This is a genomic window from Pseudomonas sp. Tri1 (genome assembly GCF_017968885.1).
Taxonomy (GTDB): Bacteria; Pseudomonadota; Gammaproteobacteria; order Pseudomonadales; family Pseudomonadaceae; genus Aquipseudomonas.
In genome coordinates, this window is record NZ_CP072913.1 from 322,617 (window position 1) to 338,386 (window position 15,770).

Sequence of the window (15,770 nt, forward strand, 5' to 3'; positions counted from 1 at the left end):
GGCGCATTATGCCTAGGCTTGCTCGGCAAGACACTGGTGCAACGCGCTTCGCCAGTCTGGTTGGCTCACCCCCCATTCATGGAGCAGGCGCGTGCAGTCGAGGCGCGAATTCAGTGGGCGGGGGGCCGGGGTCGGGTAAGCGCTGGACGGGATGGGTTCGAGCACGGCACAGGCCTTGTGTTGCTCGATCAGGTGTTCGCCGATGGCCTGGGCGAAACCGAACCAGGATGTCTCGCCCCGGGCCGTCAGGTGATAGGTACCCCAGGCGCCGCACTGACCGGTGCGCCAACGCTCGATGAGCTTCGCGGTGCTGTCGGCGATGGTGCCAGCCCAGGTCGGTGCACCGATCTGGTCGGCCACCACGCGCAACTGTGGTTTTTCCTGGAGCAGGCGTTGCATGGTCAGCAGGAAGTTACGACCTGCCGTGGAATACACCCAACTGGTGCGCAGAATCAGGTGCTGGCCGCCGGCCTGGCGAATGGCGTCTTCGCCAGCCAGTTTGCTGCGCCCATAGACGCTCAGCGGGTTAGTGGTGTCGTCTTCGGTGTAGGGGGCGGGCTTGCGGCCATCGAAGACGTAGTCGGTGGAGTAGTGGATCAGCGGGATACCCAGCTCAAGCGCCACCTGGGCCAGGACGCCCGGTGCGCTGGCGTTGATGGCGAACGCCAGCTGCGGTTCACTCTCGGCCTGGTCGACGGCCGTGTGGGCGGCGGCGTTGATGATCAAGTCGGGACGCAGGGCGCCGATGGGCGCGCCAATGAGATCCGGGCGCGCCAGGTCGAGCTGGTCGCTGCCGCATACGATCAACTCGCCCATGCCGGCCAGGCGCGACTGGAGTGCTCGGGATACCTGGCCGTTCTGGCCGATGATCAGAATACGCAAGGCAACACTCATGGGAACAGGTCCGCCTCGCTCAGGGTTTTGCCGGCCTGATCCTTGGGCGACAGGATCGGTGCGCCTTGCAGTGCCCAATCGATCGCCAACTGCGGATCGTCCCAGCGAATGCAACGTTCAGCCGAGGGGGCGTAGTAGTCCGTGGTTTTGTAGAGAAAATCCGCTGATTCGCTCAGCACCACGAAACCGTGGGCAAACCCCGGCGGAATCCACATTTGTCGGTGATTCTGCGCCGACAGGTGCACGCCCACCCATTGACCGAAAGTCGCTGAACTGCGGCGAATATCCACCGCCACGTCCAGGACTTCCCCCGCCGTGACACGTACCAGTTTCCCTTGGGCCTGCTCGATCTGATAGTGCAGGCCGCGCAGAACGCCTTTGGCCGAGCGCGAATGGTTGTCCTGGACGAATTGCAGCGCACACCCTGTGGCTTCGGCAAATGCCCGGGCATTGAAGCTTTCATAGAAAAAGCCACGATCGTCACCGAAGACCTTCGGCTCGATGATCAGGACTTCCGGCAAGCGGGTGGCGATGACGTTCAATGGGTTTCTCCGGCGATCTTGAACAGGTACTGGCCGTAACCGGTCTTGCCGAAGTACTTGGCACGTTCAAGAACGTGCTCGCGGCTGACCCAGCCCTGTTGGTAGGCAATTTCTTCAAGGCAGGCGACTTTCAAGCCTTGGCGGTGCTCGATGGTTTGCACGTATTGCGAGGCTTCCAGCAGGCTGTCGTGGGTGCCGGTGTCGAGCCAGGCGAAACCGCGGCCAAAACGCTCGACATGCAGGTCGCCGCGTTGCAGGTAGGCGTTGTTGACGTCGGTGATCTCCAGTTCGCCGCGTGACGAGGGCTTGATGGTCTTGGCGATCTGGATCACGTCGTTATCGTAGAAGTACAAGCCCGTCACGGCATAACTGGACTTGGGCACGCTGGGTTTTTCTTCGATGGAAATGGCTCGCCCTTCAGGGTCGAAGTCAATCACGCCAAAACGCTCGGGATCCTTGACCCAATAACCAAACACCGTCGCACCGCTCTGCCGATTGGTGGCGGTCTGCAATTGTTCGCCGAAATGCTGGCCGTGGAAAATGTTGTCGCCCAGGATCAGGCAGACCGGATCGCTGCCAATAAATTGCTCGCCGATCAGGAACGCCTGGGCCAGGCCATCAGGTGACGGCTGTTCGGCGTAGCTGAAGTGCACGCCGAACTGGCTGCCGTCGCCCAACAGGCTTTGGTATTGCGGTAGGTCCTGTGGGGTGGAGATCACCAGGATGTCCTTGATGCCGGCGAGCATCAGTACCGAAATCGGGTAATAGATCATCGGTTTGTCGTAAACCGGCAATAACTGCTTGGAAACCCCGAGGGTGATCGGGTGCAGGCGTGTGCCGGAGCCGCCGGCCAGAACAATACCTTTCATCATGCAATCGCATCCTTGTTGTCGAGCGAGCCCAGGCGCTCGCCTTGATAGCTGCCGTCCTGGACACGCCGGCACCACAGCAGGTTTTCGAGGTACCACTGCACGGTTTTGCGCAGGCCGGTCTCGAAGGTTTCCCGGGGCGTCCAGCCCAATTCCCGTTCGATCTTGCCGGCATCGATGGCGTAGCGCAGATCGTGGCCGGGGCGATCTTTGACGAAAGTGATCAGGTCGGCATAGCCCGCGACCCCTTCGGGTTTGTGGGGCGCCAGCTCTTCGAGTAACGCGCAGATGTTGCGCACCACTTCGATGTTTTTTTGTTCATTGTGGCCGCCGATGTTGTAGGTCTCACCGACCACGCCTTCGGTGACAACCTTGAGCAGCGCCCGGGCATGGTCTTCGACGTACAGCCAGTCGCGCACTTGCTGGCCATCGCCATACACGGGCAGCGGTTTACCGGCCAGCGCGTTGAGGATCACCAGGGGAATCAGTTTCTCGGGGAAGTGGAACGGCCCGTAGTTATTCGAGCAATTGGTCAGCAGCACCGGCAAGCCGTAGGTGCGCTGCCAGGCACGGACCAAGTGATCGGACGCGGCTTTGCTGGCCGAATAGGGGGAACTTGGCGCATAAGCCGTGGTTTCGGTGAACAGATCGTCCACCCCGTGCAGGTCGCCATACACTTCGTCGGTGGAAATGTGATGGAAGCGAAACGCGCGTTTCTGCGCCTCGGGCAGGCTCTGCCAATAGGCCCTGGAGGCTTCCAGCAGGCTGTAGGTGCCGACGATGTTGGTCTGGATGAAGTCCGCCGGCCCGTCAATGGAACGATCGACGTGGGACTCCGCCGCCAGGTGCATGATGGCGTCGGGCTTGAACCGCGCGAGCACCGCGCTGACGGTCGGTTGATCGACGATATCGGCCTGCACGAATTCGTAGCGGCTGTCGTGATCGATACTGCTCAGCGATTCGAGATTGCCGGCATACGTCAGCTTGTCGAGGTTCAGGACCTGGTGCTCGGTATCCAGGATCAAGTGCCGTATGAGAGCTGAGCCGATGAAGCCGGCACCGCCAGTGATAAGAATGCGCATCCGGTTAAGCCTTTTCCGTGAGAGCCAAAGCATAGGAGCATAGCTTGTCGGCATGTCGGGGACGGTGCAAGCGAGATGTTTTGGGCGCTTTCCATGGGCTTGGTAATCCACCTGTAGCGGGGAGCCTGCTCCCGCTGGGCTGCAAAGCAGCTCCGGTTTTGGCAGTTGCTGTGCAACCGAGCGGGAGCAAGCGCCCTCGCCACTACAGCGCTCTGTCGGCCTGTCAAAAATGCGTCCGCGCCCACATCTCAATACAGAGGGGTTGCTTATCCCTCGACTCAGTGGCGAGATAGACATCCGATAAAACCACCTCAGGGGTCGTTGTATGCCGCTCGCCACGTTGGTTCACCGTGCCAGTTTGCCAAGCCCACAGATCAGCGCCGCACAGGCGTTGGTACTGCTGCGCTCGAATTACGGACTCAGCGGTGACCTGCGACCCCTTGGCAGCCAGCAGGACCTCAACTACCGCGTCGACAGCGAGCGCGGGCGGTTTGTATTGAAGATTTGCCACGGCGACTACGCCGTCCATGAGCTCCAGGCCCAACATGCGGCCCTCAAGCAACTGGCCGGGCACAGCGCAGTGAAAGTGCCACGGGTGATGACTGCCAATAACGGCCAGGACCTGCTGACCCTGGAAGTCGACGGGCAAGCAGTCCATGTCCGGCTGCTGGAGTACATCGACGGCCAATCCCTCACCCAACTCAAACACCTGGGGCCGGAGCTGGTGACCGGTCTGGGTCGCTTGTGCGCGGAAATCGACCTGGCCCTGGCGACGTTCGAGCATCCAGGCCTGGAGCGCACGCTGCAATGGGACGCCCGTCACGCCAATACGCTGATCGGCCATCTGCTGCCGGTAATCCAGGATGACCAACGGCGCAATCTGATCGCCGAGGTCGCGCAACAGGCCGAGTGGCGTTTGCAGCCGCTCAAGGCCAGCCTGCCGGTGCAGGCGATTCATATGGACATCACCGATGACAACGCGGTCTGGCAGCGCGATGCCCAGCGCCAGTGGCAATTGCAGGGTGTGATCGATTTTGGCGACCTGGTCCGTACCTGGCGCATCACCGATCTGTCGGTGACGTGTGCGGCCCTGTTGCACCACGCCGACGGTGATCCGTTCTTTATCTTGCCGGCGATCAAGGCGTACCACGCGGTCAATCCGTTGCAACACGAAGAGCTGCTGGCGCTGTGGCCGCTGATCATGGCGCGTGCCGCTGTGCTGGTGCTCAGTGGTGAGCAGCAGGTCTCTATCGACCCGGATAACCAGTACAGTCGCGACAACCTGGAACATGAATGGGAAATTTTCCGGGTTGCCCACTCGGTGCCCCTCGAACTGATGGAAGCGGCGATTTTCACCGCCGTCGGCCAAAGTTTGCCGGCCATTGCCAGTGAAGGTTTCGCGCCGCTGTTGCCAACCCTGGTGGGGCGTGAATTTGCCCTGATCGACCTGGGCGTGCTGAGCCCGCATTTCGAAGCCGGTAACTGGGAGCAACCGGGAATCGACCAGCGTCTGTTGAGCGAAGCCGCTGCTGTTCACGGGCTGGCCGCCAGCCGTTATGGGCAGTACCGGTTGTCTCGCACCCGACCGGACAGCGCCGTCGAACCTGAGACTTATCCATTGCACGTGGAGTTGAGTGTGCCTCGTGGCACGCCACTGGAGGCACCGTTCGCCGGGGTCGTGCACAAGACCGCCGACGGCATGCTGCAACTGGACAGCGTTCAGTCGAGCGTGCGGCTGTGGGGCGTCACATCGCCGTTGCATTCGGGGGCGGCGCTGGTCAAGGGGCAAGTGCTGGGCGAAGTGGAAGGGCCGTTGCGGGTCCAGTTGTGCCGGGGCGCGCAGTTGAATCCGCCGCTGTTCTGCACGCCATCCCGGGCCCCGGCCTGGCAGGCGCTCTGCCCTTCGCCAGCGGTGCTTTTGGGGCTGGCTTGCGATGCCGAGCCGGAGATCGATCCCCAGGCGTTGCTGGCCCGCCGCGACGCAAGCTTTGCCCGCTCGCAGAAGCACTACTACGTCGATCCGCCACGCATCGAGCGCGGCTGGCGCAACCATTTGATCGACATGCAGGGCCGCTCCTACCTGGACATGCTCAACAACGTCGCGGTGCTTGGGCACGGCCATCCACGCATGGCGGCGGTGGCTGCCCGGCAGTGGTCGCTACTCAACACCAACTCACGTTTCCATTATGCGGCGATCGCCGAGTTTTCCGAGCGCCTGTTGTCGCTGGCGCCGTCCAGCATGGACCGGGTGTTCCTGGTCAACAGCGGCACCGAGGCCAACGACCTGGCAATCCGCCTGGCCTGGGCCTACAGCGGTGGACGGGACATGCTCAGTGTCTTGGAGGCCTATCACGGCTGGTCGGTGGCGGCCGATGCGGTATCGACGTCCATCGCCGACAATCCCCAGGCCCTGAGCAGCCGCCCGGACTGGGTGCATCCGGTGACCGCGCCAAACACCTATCGGGGTGAATTCCGTGGCCCCAACAGCGCGCCGGACTACGTGCGCAGCGTAGAGCACAATCTGGCAAAAATTGCCGAGAAAAAACGCCAACTCGCCGGCTTCATCTGCGAACCGGTATACGGCAATGCCGGTGGGATCGCCCTGCCGCCAGGGTACTTGAAACAGGTCTACGCGATGGTGCGCGAGCGCGGTGGTGTCTGCATCGCCGACGAGGTGCAGGTCGGTTATGGGCGCATGGGCGAGTTTTTCTGGGGCTTTGAGGAGCAGGGTGTGGTGCCGGACATCATCACCATGGCCAAGGGTATGGGCAACGGCCAGCCGCTGGGAGCGGTCATCACTCGACGGGAGATCGCCGAGGCGTTGGAAGCCGAGGGCTATTTCTTCTCGTCCGCCGGCGGCAGCCCGGTCAGTTGCCGGATCGGCATGGCCGTGTTGGACGTCATGGAAGAAGAAAAACTCTGGGAAAACGCCCAAGTGGTGGGCGCGCATTTCAAGGCACGGCTGCAAGCCTTGATTGACCAGTATCCATTGGTCGGTGCGGTGCATGGTTCCGGGTTCTACCTGGGTGTGGAATTGATCCGTAACCGCGACACCCTGGAGCCGGCCACCGAAGAAACCACGGCGCTGTGCAGTCGTCTTCGGGAGCTGGGTATCTTCATGCAACCGACTGGCGACTACCTGAACATCCTCAAAATCAAGCCACCGATGGTCACCACGCGTCAGAGCGTGGATTTCTTCGTCGATATGTTGGCGAAGGTGCTGGACGAGGGGCTTTAAGGCGGGTCATGCCCCGTGGGAGCGAGCTTGCTCGCGATGGCGTTTTCCATGTCGACATTTTGTTGACTGACCTACCGCTATCGCGAGCAAGCTGCACCCTCGCAGTATCAATATCCACAACTCGATTTTTGTCGGTGTTTATCGCTATTTTTCCATGGCGATGTGTTTTTTATACTTTTAAAGCAGATTTTTATCGATTATAAAGTCGGCATTGCGCGACGCATTCCCTCCTCGCGTGCCGTTACCCTTTTGTATCGCTCACGGAGTCCTGACTCATGACAACTTTGCACAGCACTCCCCGCGCGGATGGTTTCCACATGCCTGCCGAGTGGGCACCCCAGACCCAGGTCTGGATGATCTGGCCCGAGCGCCCGGACAACTGGCGCCTGGGCGGTAAGCCTGCCCAGGCTGCCCACGTGGCGGTGGCCAAGGCCATCGCTCGTTTCGAACCGGTGACTGTGGCAGTGTCCGCGGCCCAGTACGAAAACGCCCTGGCGCGCCTCGACGTGCCGAATATCCGCTTGGTGGAGATGTCCAGTGACGACGCCTGGGTCCGAGATACAGGCCCGACTTTTGTCATCAATGACGACGGCGAGGTCCGTGGTGTCGACTGGGATTTCAACGCTTGGGGCGGTTTCGACGGCGGCCTGTATGCGCCGTGGAATCGTGATTCGCAAGTGGCCAGCAAGATTCTCGAGATCGAGCGCAGCCCGCGTTATCGCACCGAAGGTTTTGTACTCGAGGGCGGCTCGATCCATGTCGATGGCGAAGGCACCCTGATCACCACCGAAGAGTGCCTGCTCAACCGCAATCGCAATCCACACCTGAGCCGCGAAGATATCGAGGCGATGCTCAGCGCGCAGCTGGCGGTGGACAAGATCATCTGGCTGCCGGACGGTCTGTTCAATGACGAAACCGATGGCCATGTGGATAATTTCTGTTGCTACGTGCGTCCTGGCGAAGTGCTGCTCGCCTGGACCGACGACCCGCAGGATCCGAACTACGCCCGCTGCCACGCTGCGATGAACGTGCTGCAAAACAGCACTGACGCCAAGGGGCGCCCGTTCACAGTGCACAAAATGCCGATTCCAGGGCCGCTGTATGCCACCGAAGAGGAATGTGCAGGCGTGGATGCGGTGCAAGGTTCCCAGGAGCGCAATCCGAGCGTGCGGCTGGCCGGTTCCTACGTGAACTTCCTGATCGTTAACGGTGGCATCATCGCGCCGAGTTTTGACGATCCGTTGGATACCCAGGCCAGGGAAATTCTGCAGAACCTGTTTCCCCAGCACGAAGTGGTCATGGTGCCAGGGCGTGAACTGTTACTGGGGGGTGGGAATATCCATTGCCTTACCCAGCAGCAACCCGCGCCACACGTAAAATGAGTGGTGATGTAACAGCCTGGGGATAGCGATTGCGGCGGCCCTGTGTCGGCGTTTTTGGATCCATTCTGGCAAGCCCGCGGCCCGATTGGGGGCGCGGGCTTTTTTGTGCCTGTTTATTGGCGTCGCCGATACATTGGCATAGCTCTTGTATCTATATTTAGGCAGTTCTGGGGAGCGGAGCTGAGTTGTTTTGTCATAAACCTTGGATAAATTGGCCGCTCATCAACCAGGAGAGGGCGCTGGAATGAATATGATAAGCGAGCGCACATGCCATCCCTTGGCCGTTAATGGTGAGTCGCTGCAAGCTTTGGCTCAGTGGTTGAAGTCCAACGGAACGCGTCAGATCAGAGAACCTGATCCGCGCCGGGTGATCGTTGAACGCTACCCCGCTGGTCTTTTCAGCGAGGCGGAGCTGGAAGCATTGTGGGATGTGATGCAAGGATAGAATTCGACGGATTGATAAAAGGCGCTGGCCGGGATGGCAGCGCTTTTTTTATGCCCCCAGGATTTAAAATGCACACAAATCCCTGTGGGAGCGAGCTTGCTCGCGATGACGATGGTTCAGCTTGTATCCATGTTGTATGTGCCGCCGCCATTGCGAGCGAGCCCCCACACTGGATAGTGGTTTTAGATAAATGGATCATTCGACCGCTTTTCGAAATAGATTGAAAGTCATTCCAGCGTTTTTCCGCAACACCCACGAGGCTACCCTGCTGCCATCGAATCCTCACGGCCAGCGGAGTTCTCATGACCATCCTTCATTACATCTACGATCCGCTGTGTGGCTGGTGCTACGGGGCCAAACCATTGGTGCAGGCCGCCCGGCGAGTGCTGCCAGTGATCGCCCATGGCGGTGGCATGATGACGGGTACCAATCGGCAGCAGGTCTCGCCGCAGTTGCGCAATTACGTGATGCCCCACGACCGGCGCATCGCCGAATACACCGGGCAGACGTTTGGTGAGGCCTACTACGAAGGCCTGCTGCGTGATACCGGTGCGGTGTTCGATTCGGCACCGCCGACCGCCGCCATCCTTGCTGCCGAACAACTCGGCGGCCTCGGCCTGGAGCTGCTCGGGCGCCTGCAGACTGCGCATTACGTCGAAGGTCGGCGTATTGCTGACAACGCCGTGCTACTGGAACTGGCTCAATCCATTGGTCTTACAGCCCAAGTGTTCCAGCCGGCGTTCGATACGGCTGATGTGCAAGGCCATATCAAGGCCAGTCGCGCCCTACTGGCCAAGCTCGGTGGCCAGGGCTTCCCGACGTTTGCCTTGGAGCGGGCCGGCCAGTTCACGTTGATCGACGTCGGTCCCTGGCTCGGCAAACCCGAGGCATTCGCCCAATGGTTGAGGCAAACCCTGCCGGTGCAGGCCTCTACGCCGGCGCCGGCCTGTGGTCTGGACGGCTGTTCTCCTTGAACGGTTCTTAGATGTTTTTCGCCTAATTACCGACGATTCACGAAATTGACACATTGTTGAGGGCGCGACTAGGATTCGCCCACGCCTGTGGCTAACAGCCATGACTCTTAAATAATAAAAAGGCCCGACACGATCACTCGTGGGCGGGCCTTTTCATTATTTCAGGAGCAAGAGTCCGAAAAAGAGCGCAAAAGCGCCATTTCGGCTGCCAGTCGCAGTGCGTATCAACCCGTACAAGGAAAATAAACATGTTGAACAAGCGCATTGGTTTGATCGCACTGGGGATTTTGAGCACGACGCACGCCATGGCCAACGACCAGGCTGAGTCCAAGGGGTTCGTTGAAGACAGCAGCCTGAAGGTGCTGTTGCGCAACGCTTACATCAATCGCGACTACAAAGACGGCAACCAGGACAAGGCCGAATGGGGCCAGGCAGCTATCGGTACATTCTCGTCCGGTTTCACCCAAGGCACCGTGGGTGTGGGTGTGGACGCTTTCGGCCTGTACGCATTGCGCCTCGATGGCGGCAAGGGACGTAGCGGGGCGGGCGGCATCGACTTCTTCAAGCAAGGCGACAGCGGCAACGCGGCCGATGATTTGTCCAGGTTTGGTGCAGCGGTCAAGTTCCGCGTCTCCAATACCGTGCTGGCCTACGGTGACCAGATGCCGGCCCTGCCGGTATTGAGCTATGACAACTCGCGCCTGCTGCCGGAAAGCTACACCGGCACGCTGATCACTTCCAAAGAGATCAAGGGCCTGGAGTTGAACGCCGGTCGTTTCACCGCCGAGTCGCGCAAGAGCGCCGAAGGCCGTGACAGCGGTGGCCTGAAGTCGATCAACGTATTGGGTGGTAGCTATCAGTTCACCGAGCAGTTCAAGGCTGCGCTCTACGCCTCGGACGTCGAAGACGTGTTGAAGAAGCAATACGTGAACGCCAACTATGTGTTCCCGTTGGCCAAGGATCAATCCCTGACCCTGGACTTCAACGGTTATCGCACCAAGCTGGACAACAGCTACGTTCGCGAAAACAACGTCACCGGCGACGACAACAAGATCTGGAGCCTGGCCGCCACCTTTGTCACAGGGCCGCACAGCTTTACGCTCGCCCACCAGCGCAGCACCGGCGACAGCAACCTGGGCTACGCCTACGGCGGCTATCAACGCGAGCAGAATCGCGTGGGCGACGGCGGTAACACGATCTACCTGGCCAACTCCTACTGGTCCGACTTCAACGCTGAAGACGAACGCAGCTGGCAGTTAGGCTATGGCCTGGATTTCACCTCCTTCGGCGTACCGGGCCTGACCTATAACGTGGCTTATGTGCGTGGCGATAACATCACCACGTCCACCAGCGAAGGTGGCACCGAGCGCGAGATCTTCAACCAGTTCAAGTACGTGGTCCAGAGTGGCCCGGCCAAGGACTTGAGCGTAAGGTTGCGCAGCTCCGTCCTGCGTGTGTCGCAGAAGTCCAGCGAGTACAACGTCAGCGGCAACGAGCTGCGGGTGTTCGTGGATTACCCGATCAACGTCTTCTGATGCCTGATTGTGTGACAAGCGCGTGATGAAACCCCCGACACCAAATCGGGGGTTTTTGCCTTTTGACGCCAGAAATATCGCAAAAAACGCCTGTTTTCTTGAGAAAAAATCGCACTAATGAAACTTCAACCGCCATTTCAAGCGCGACTTGAAGTGCCTCAAATTCTTTCTCATGGACGTAAATCCTGCACCTACTAGATTAGGCCGCTCAACGCAGTGGAGACCTATGAAAAATGATCGTTCTGAACAGGGAAGTGGGCGAAGCGCTAAGACGTGACAAATACGTCAACGTTCGCGGTGGGGACTTCAACCTCTACGGTCATTTCGGTGATTTTGTCCGGCTGACCAAAAGCTGGGAAAACATGGAGCCCGACAGTTACTACGGCCAGGCCGAGTCAGGCATGCGTTTTCGCCGCTACAGCGATTTCGAATACAACCCCACGACCCGTGAGCTCAAGCAGCTCGAACACCGGGCCTACATTCAGTCCAAGACCAACAACAGCTATGTCGGCGGGCTGGAGCGGCACTTCCAGGACTTCTCCAACGAAGTGATCAACTCACCCGTGATGCGCAGCCTGATCGACACGGACTTCGAGGTTTACAAGAACGTCCTGCCGCAGGAACTGCACGATGAAATCTGGCAATGCCAGATCCATCAGATCCGCATCGAGATCAAGCCCGGCAAGCAGCTGGAAATCACCCCCGAAGGGATTCACTGCGACGGCTATCCATTCAGCGGCGTGCATTTCTGGGGGCGCCATAACGTAGCTGGCGCGGAAAGTCGTCTGTACTCTGCTCAGGAAGAGCAACTGGCGGCGACCACCTACGAGGACATCCTCGACACCACGTTCTTCCTCGATCGCGACATGCGCCATTACGTGACACCGGCCCGCAACGTTCACGCCCATGAAATGGCCTTCCGGCAGATCCTCGCCATTTCCTTCTCGCGGCCCGGGACCGCTTTCGACATTGTTCGCTGAACGGATCGAACCCATGGATGATCCGGTGCAGCAGGTTCTGCTGCGCCGGGCCCAGGTCAGGGATGCCGAACGACTGGAGCGGTTTTTTCGCGGATTCGACGAAGTGTCGTTCTGCGACTGGCAGGACGCCCGATTTTTGCGGGGGGTGTTGTTGCAGGACACCACCACCGCGTACCTGGCGGTCGATGCCAGCGGGGAAGTGGTCGGCGCAGTGATCGGTGGCATGCTCGGCACCCGCGGCACGATCAATCACCTGGCCGTCAGCCCGGCACATCGCACCCGAGGCTTGGGCCAGCGTCTGGTGGAGGCCGCTTCGGCCGACATGAAGCGGGTGGGCGTGCTGCGCATGTTCCTGTTCGTCGACGATGCTAATCTGGCCGGCAAGCGTTTCTGGGCTGCCCAGGGGTTCTGTGAGCCCCGGGGTGAAATCACATTCGAGAGGGATTTATGAACAAGACTTCCAGCCAGCCGCTGGTGGTCGAACCACAAGCCTCGCGTACCTTTGCTGAAGCCAGTCCGGTGGTAGCGGGTTATTTCACGGTTTCGTTTGTGTTCGGTCTGATGGCGGTCAACGCCGGGCTGCCGCTATGGTTGCCCGTGGCGATGTGCTTGTTCGTCTACGCGGGCGCTTCGCAATTCGCGGCATTGGCGTTGATTTCCAGCGGCGCCTCGTTGACCACCATCGTGCTCACCACGTTCTTGATCAATGCGCGGCATATGCTGATGTCGGTCTATATGGCCAAGGCTTTGCGAGCGCTGGGGCTCAGTCGTTTCGAGCGCTGGTGCTATGCGGTGGGGCTCACGGACGAGTCGTTCGCTTTCCACAGCGTCAAGCTCGGCACCGGGGCGCCTGTGAGTGTGCGTTACCTGATCGGCTTCAACCTGTTTTGCCACACGTCCTGGGTGCTGGGTGGGTTGTTGGGGGCCGTGTGCGCGCAATACGCGGCGCACCTGATCAAGTATCAGCTCGATTACGCCCTGACCGCGATGATGCTCTACGTGCTGGTTTCGTTGTGCGACACCCGTAACAAGTTGATCGCGGCCCTGGCGGCTGTGGTCTGTATGGGCGGGCTGAGCCTGCTTGGCAGTTCGCCGTTCAATGTCTTCATCGCCACATTCGTTGGCTGCGGGGTGGGCGTATGCCTGACCAAACGTTCCTGATCCTGGTTGTCGTGCTGATGATGGCCGTGACTTTCCTGCCTCGCGCCCTGCCGTTGCAGGTCAACACTGAACACTGGCCACCGTTTGTCGCGCGCGCCTTGGAATACCTGCCGGTGGCGATCGTAGCGGCCATCAGCCTCACCCCGTTGTTGATCAAGGATCAGCGGATACAGCTCGATCGCCCGGAATTCTATGCCGCGATTCCAACGCTGTTATGTGCGTATTTCAGCCGCAACCTGTTTCTCAGTGTGGCGGTGGGCACGGCGTCGTACATCGCGCTCGGTTCGTTCCTGTAGCGTCAGGTCCACCACATCGTTCAGCGCCTGGCCGGACAACTCTGGATTGTTCACCGCCAGGCGAACCTCAAGGAAATCCTCGAAGTCCGGGAAAATCGCCAAGCCATTGCGCAGCGCCGCTTCCCTGGACACCAGCCCCAGGCCGTCGAGTTGAGTGATCAACGACAACGTCAGCGTTTCACTGCAGGAGTACACCATCCGCTGGCTTGACCCGTATTCGCCCAGGCCCGCATCGAGAAAACGAAGAAAGCTGTGGGAGTACGGACATTCTTCTGCCGGACGCACCTGAAATTTATCGCCGAGCAAACCGAGGGAATCGTCCTCGTCGCCACAATGGGCGCCGACCACCTGCACTTGGACGTCAGGCATCGTGATGCTTGAAAAGCCACTTTGCTGGGCCCCGATCAGGATCGCCAGGTCAAAATCTTCGTTCTTGAGCTTGCTCAAGTTCTCCATCGACTCGGCGTAACTGAACTCCAGCTGGTACTGGGGGAATACGGCAATCAACCGATCGATCATCCGCCGGTTGAACTCAGCCGGCAGGGTGGTATTGAGCGCCACTTTAAGCGTGCGCTGTCGAGGGCTCTTGAGTGCCGCGACTTTCTCCTCCAACTGTCGCGTGGCCACCAGTACTTGATCCATAAAAGGGGTCAGTTCCGAGCCTTGGCTCGTCAACGTCAGGCCTTTGTTCGAACGTCGGAACAGCCGGAAACCGAACTGCTCTTCGACCTTGTTCAACTGCGCCGCCAATGCTTGCACCGTGAGACACGAATGTTCGGCTGCCGCCGACAACGAGCCGGTCTGCACGATGCGCATGAGGTTGCGTAGAGTTCTGCTATCCATGGGGTAATGCCCTCTGCATAAGTGGGCTCGCTATTGTTGTGCACTTGGTCGGGCCAGGCAGTGCATGGTCGCTATCATCATGCAACTTGCCACGGTTGTCGCGATTTTGTGCCGAAATGCTCCGACAAGCGATGGTTGGAGCTTATGTGGGATTTGCGGTTTTTGCCGGTTTGGCGTGTATGGGATTGTGTAATTTGTCAGGGGCAAAAGGTCACAAGGAAATGTCCTACGAATTCAAATCCGGCATTTTTTATTCGCCTGCGAATTAAATTTAAATTTATATCCATATATGTACTATTCTCCCAGTACCACCCCGTGACAATGGAGCCCAGACCCATGGCTACTTCCTCCATCACCCTCAACGCACAGCAACAATTGGACTCCCCGGACGCGGGTCGAGTCGCGTTGAAGTTTTTCTTCAACCTCATGGCGTTGTGGGGCTGCAGTGTCGAGCAGCAGCGCACGTTACTGGGCAAGGTCGGCAACACGACCTTCTACAAATACAAACAGTTACCAGAAAACGTAAGACTGCCTCGTGACACCCTCGAGCGTATTTCCTACCTCATGGGTATTCACAAGGCGCTGAGCATCATCTTCAGCAACAACCGGGACCGCGCCTATCAATGGGTCAGCAGCCCCAATACCGCGGCGCCGTTCAACGGTCAGTCGGCATTGGCCTACATGCTGGCCGGGCGGGTGGTGGACATTGCCGACGTGCGCCGCTATCTCGATGGAGTGCGCGGTTGATGACACCACCAGTGACGGATCCGCAATGGAAACGGGCCTATCGGATCGTCAACAGCAGTTTCCCGCCGATCACGCTGTTCGAAGATGTACTCGATCCCGACGACCTGCCAACCGCTTATGCCCTGGAAGCACTGACCAACGACCGGCTCATGGCGCAGGCCGGCGTGTTGTCCCGGGTGCGCCCCGAGGACCGTGTTTCCGGGCCTGGTTCCTCGCCGGTGATGGCGGCGTTTACCCACATAGGCAAAACCAGTCGCTTCAGCGATGGCACCTTCGGCGTCTATTACGCCGCCAGTAGTCAGAAAGCTGCCATTGCCGAAACCTGCTATCACCAAGCCAGATTTCTCGGTGCGACCAACGAGCCTGATCTGGAATTGACCATGCGCACTTACGTCAACAAGGTCATCAAGCCCCTGCATGACATCCGCCACGACTATCCCCACCTCCACGACCCGGACCCTAGCGCCTACGGCCCGTCCCAGGTGTTCGCCCGGCAGCTGCGCGAAACCTTGTCTTGGGGCCTGCTCTACAACAGCGTCCGCCTGCCTGGCCACGAATGCGCCGCCGCGTTTCGTCCGCCAGCGGTTTCGATTCCGGTGCAGGGTAAGCATCTTCGGTATGTCTGGAGTGCGCAGAAGCGGGAGATATCGTTTGTGTTTGAGGTGAGTCAGGTGTGAGCCGGACTATAAAAAGCCTCTGACGGAATCGGCAACGGGACCTATTTAGAGGAATGAATAGATCCATGGCGAGGGAGCTTGCTTCCGCTTGAGTGCGCAGCACTC

General features: G+C 59.5%; 16 protein-coding genes. 11 read left to right on the forward strand and 5 right to left on the reverse strand.

Annotation, left to right across the window (positions count from 1 at the left end; genetic code table 11):
- Positions 1-12: 12 nt before the first annotated feature.
- From rfbD to rfbB, 4 genes are read right to left on the reverse strand one after another with little or no spacing between them, the layout of a single operon-like run.
- Positions 13-894 (reverse strand): dTDP-4-dehydrorhamnose reductase, encoded by an 882-nt coding sequence (rfbD, locus tag J9870_RS01410; RefSeq protein WP_210642377.1) that lies wholly within the window; start codon positions 892-894, stop codon positions 13-15.
- Positions 891-1,436 carry a dTDP-4-dehydrorhamnose 3,5-epimerase gene (gene rfbC, locus J9870_RS01415; RefSeq protein WP_210642378.1) on the reverse strand — a complete coding sequence of 182 codons (546 nt, stop codon included), beginning with the start codon at positions 1,434-1,436 and terminating at the stop codon, positions 891-893. Before rfbC ends, rfbD begins: the two co-directional genes overlap by 4 nt.
- Complete coding sequence (gene rfbA / locus J9870_RS01420) at positions 1,433-2,308, reverse strand: glucose-1-phosphate thymidylyltransferase RfbA (RefSeq protein WP_210642379.1); 876 nt, start codon at positions 2,306-2,308, stop codon at positions 1,433-1,435. The genes rfbC and rfbA overlap by 4 nt, the downstream gene beginning before the upstream one ends.
- Positions 2,305-3,387, reverse strand: coding sequence for a dTDP-glucose 4,6-dehydratase (gene rfbB / locus J9870_RS01425; protein ID WP_210642380.1), 1,083 nt, complete (start codon positions 3,385-3,387; stop codon positions 2,305-2,307). The genes rfbA and rfbB overlap by 4 nt, the downstream gene beginning before the upstream one ends.
- 325 nt (positions 3,388-3,712) lie before the next feature.
- On the opposite strand from rfbB, the gene J9870_RS01430 reads away from it, so the two are divergent.
- From J9870_RS01430 to J9870_RS01470, 9 genes are all read left to right on the forward strand, one after another.
- The gene (locus J9870_RS01430; RefSeq protein WP_210642381.1) at positions 3,713-6,625 is read left to right on the forward strand and encodes an aminotransferase; all 2,913 of its coding nucleotides are present in this window, start codon (positions 3,713-3,715) and stop codon (positions 6,623-6,625) included.
- A gap of 275 nt (positions 6,626-6,900) precedes the next feature.
- Complete coding sequence (gene aguA / locus J9870_RS01435; RefSeq protein WP_210642382.1) at positions 6,901-8,007, forward strand: agmatine deiminase; 1,107 nt, start codon at positions 6,901-6,903, stop codon at positions 8,005-8,007.
- A gap of 244 nt (positions 8,008-8,251) precedes the next feature.
- Positions 8,252-8,452 carry a hypothetical protein gene (locus J9870_RS01440; protein WP_109751950.1) on the forward strand — a complete coding sequence of 67 codons (201 nt, stop codon included), beginning with the start codon at positions 8,252-8,254 and terminating at the stop codon, positions 8,450-8,452.
- 302 nt (positions 8,453-8,754) lie between these two features.
- Positions 8,755-9,426 (forward strand): DsbA family protein, encoded by a 672-nt coding sequence (locus J9870_RS01445; RefSeq protein ID WP_210642383.1) that lies wholly within the window; start codon positions 8,755-8,757, stop codon positions 9,424-9,426.
- A 248-nt stretch (positions 9,427-9,674) separates the two neighbouring features.
- Positions 9,675-10,961 (forward strand): OprD family porin, encoded by a 1,287-nt coding sequence (locus tag J9870_RS01450; protein ID WP_210642384.1) that lies wholly within the window; start codon positions 9,675-9,677, stop codon positions 10,959-10,961.
- Positions 10,962-11,194: 233 nt separating this feature from the next.
- Positions 11,195-11,941: a 2OG-Fe dioxygenase family protein gene (locus J9870_RS01455; RefSeq protein WP_210642385.1), complete on the forward strand. Its 747-nt coding sequence runs from the start codon at positions 11,195-11,197 to the stop codon at positions 11,939-11,941.
- Between the two features lie 13 nt (positions 11,942-11,954).
- Positions 11,955-12,392 carry a GNAT family N-acetyltransferase gene (locus tag J9870_RS01460; RefSeq protein ID WP_210642386.1) on the forward strand — a complete coding sequence of 146 codons (438 nt, stop codon included), beginning with the start codon at positions 11,955-11,957 and terminating at the stop codon, positions 12,390-12,392.
- A complete protein-coding gene (locus tag J9870_RS01465; protein ID WP_210642387.1) occupies positions 12,389-13,102 on the forward strand; it encodes an AzlC family ABC transporter permease in 714 nt (237 codons plus the stop codon). The genes J9870_RS01460 and J9870_RS01465 overlap by 4 nt, the downstream gene beginning before the upstream one ends.
- On the forward strand, positions 13,081-13,398 hold the full coding sequence (locus J9870_RS01470) for an AzlD domain-containing protein (RefSeq protein ID WP_210642388.1): 318 nt from the start codon (positions 13,081-13,083) through the stop codon (positions 13,396-13,398). Before J9870_RS01465 ends, J9870_RS01470 begins: the two co-directional genes overlap by 22 nt.
- Here the strand turns inward: J9870_RS01470 and J9870_RS01475 are convergent.
- Complete coding sequence (locus J9870_RS01475; protein WP_210642389.1) at positions 13,315-14,241, reverse strand: LysR family transcriptional regulator; 927 nt, start codon at positions 14,239-14,241, stop codon at positions 13,315-13,317. The genes J9870_RS01470 and J9870_RS01475 overlap by 84 nt on opposite strands.
- A gap of 336 nt (positions 14,242-14,577) precedes the next feature.
- On the opposite strand from J9870_RS01475, the gene J9870_RS01480 reads away from it, so the two are divergent.
- Complete coding sequence (locus tag J9870_RS01480) at positions 14,578-14,988, forward strand: MbcA/ParS/Xre antitoxin family protein (RefSeq protein ID WP_210642390.1); 411 nt, start codon at positions 14,578-14,580, stop codon at positions 14,986-14,988.
- A complete protein-coding gene (locus J9870_RS01485) occupies positions 14,988-15,665 on the forward strand; it encodes an RES family NAD+ phosphorylase (protein WP_210642391.1) in 678 nt (225 codons plus the stop codon). Before J9870_RS01480 ends, J9870_RS01485 begins: the two co-directional genes overlap by 1 nt.
- Positions 15,666-15,770 lie beyond the last annotated feature (105 nt).

Bases quoted from the DNA above. Each gene is read 5' to 3' on its own strand.
- J9870_RS01445 (WP_210642383.1), top strand. From the start codon at position 8,755: ATGACCATCCTTCATTACATCTACGATCCGCTGTGTGGCTGGTGCTAC.
- J9870_RS01485 (WP_210642391.1), top strand. From the start codon at position 14,988: ATGACACCACCAGTGACGGATCCGCAATGGAAACGGGCCTATCGGATC.
- J9870_RS01465 (WP_210642387.1), top strand. From the start codon at position 12,389: ATGAACAAGACTTCCAGCCAGCCGCTGGTGGTCGAACCACAAGCCTCG.
- J9870_RS01430 (WP_210642381.1), top strand. From the start codon at position 3,713: ATGCCGCTCGCCACGTTGGTTCACCGTGCCAGTTTGCCAAGCCCACAG.
- J9870_RS01460 (WP_210642386.1), top strand. From the start codon at position 11,955: ATGGATGATCCGGTGCAGCAGGTTCTGCTGCGCCGGGCCCAGGTCAGG.
- J9870_RS01475 (WP_210642389.1), bottom strand. From the start codon at position 14,241: ATGGATAGCAGAACTCTACGCAACCTCATGCGCATCGTGCAGACCGGC.
- J9870_RS01450 (WP_210642384.1), top strand. From the start codon at position 9,675: ATGTTGAACAAGCGCATTGGTTTGATCGCACTGGGGATTTTGAGCACG.
- rfbD (WP_210642377.1), bottom strand. From the start codon at position 894: ATGAGTGTTGCCTTGCGTATTCTGATCATCGGCCAGAACGGCCAGGTA.
- rfbA (WP_210642379.1), bottom strand. From the start codon at position 2,308: ATGATGAAAGGTATTGTTCTGGCCGGCGGCTCCGGCACACGCCTGCAC.
- J9870_RS01480 (WP_210642390.1), top strand. From the start codon at position 14,578: ATGGCTACTTCCTCCATCACCCTCAACGCACAGCAACAATTGGACTCC.
- aguA (WP_210642382.1), top strand. From the start codon at position 6,901: ATGACAACTTTGCACAGCACTCCCCGCGCGGATGGTTTCCACATGCCT.
- J9870_RS01440 (WP_109751950.1), top strand. From the start codon at position 8,252: ATGAATATGATAAGCGAGCGCACATGCCATCCCTTGGCCGTTAATGGT.
- rfbB (WP_210642380.1), bottom strand. From the start codon at position 3,387: ATGCGCATTCTTATCACTGGCGGTGCCGGCTTCATCGGCTCAGCTCTC.
- J9870_RS01470 (WP_210642388.1), top strand. From the start codon at position 13,081: ATGCCTGACCAAACGTTCCTGATCCTGGTTGTCGTGCTGATGATGGCC.
- J9870_RS01455 (WP_210642385.1), top strand. From the start codon at position 11,195: ATGATCGTTCTGAACAGGGAAGTGGGCGAAGCGCTAAGACGTGACAAA.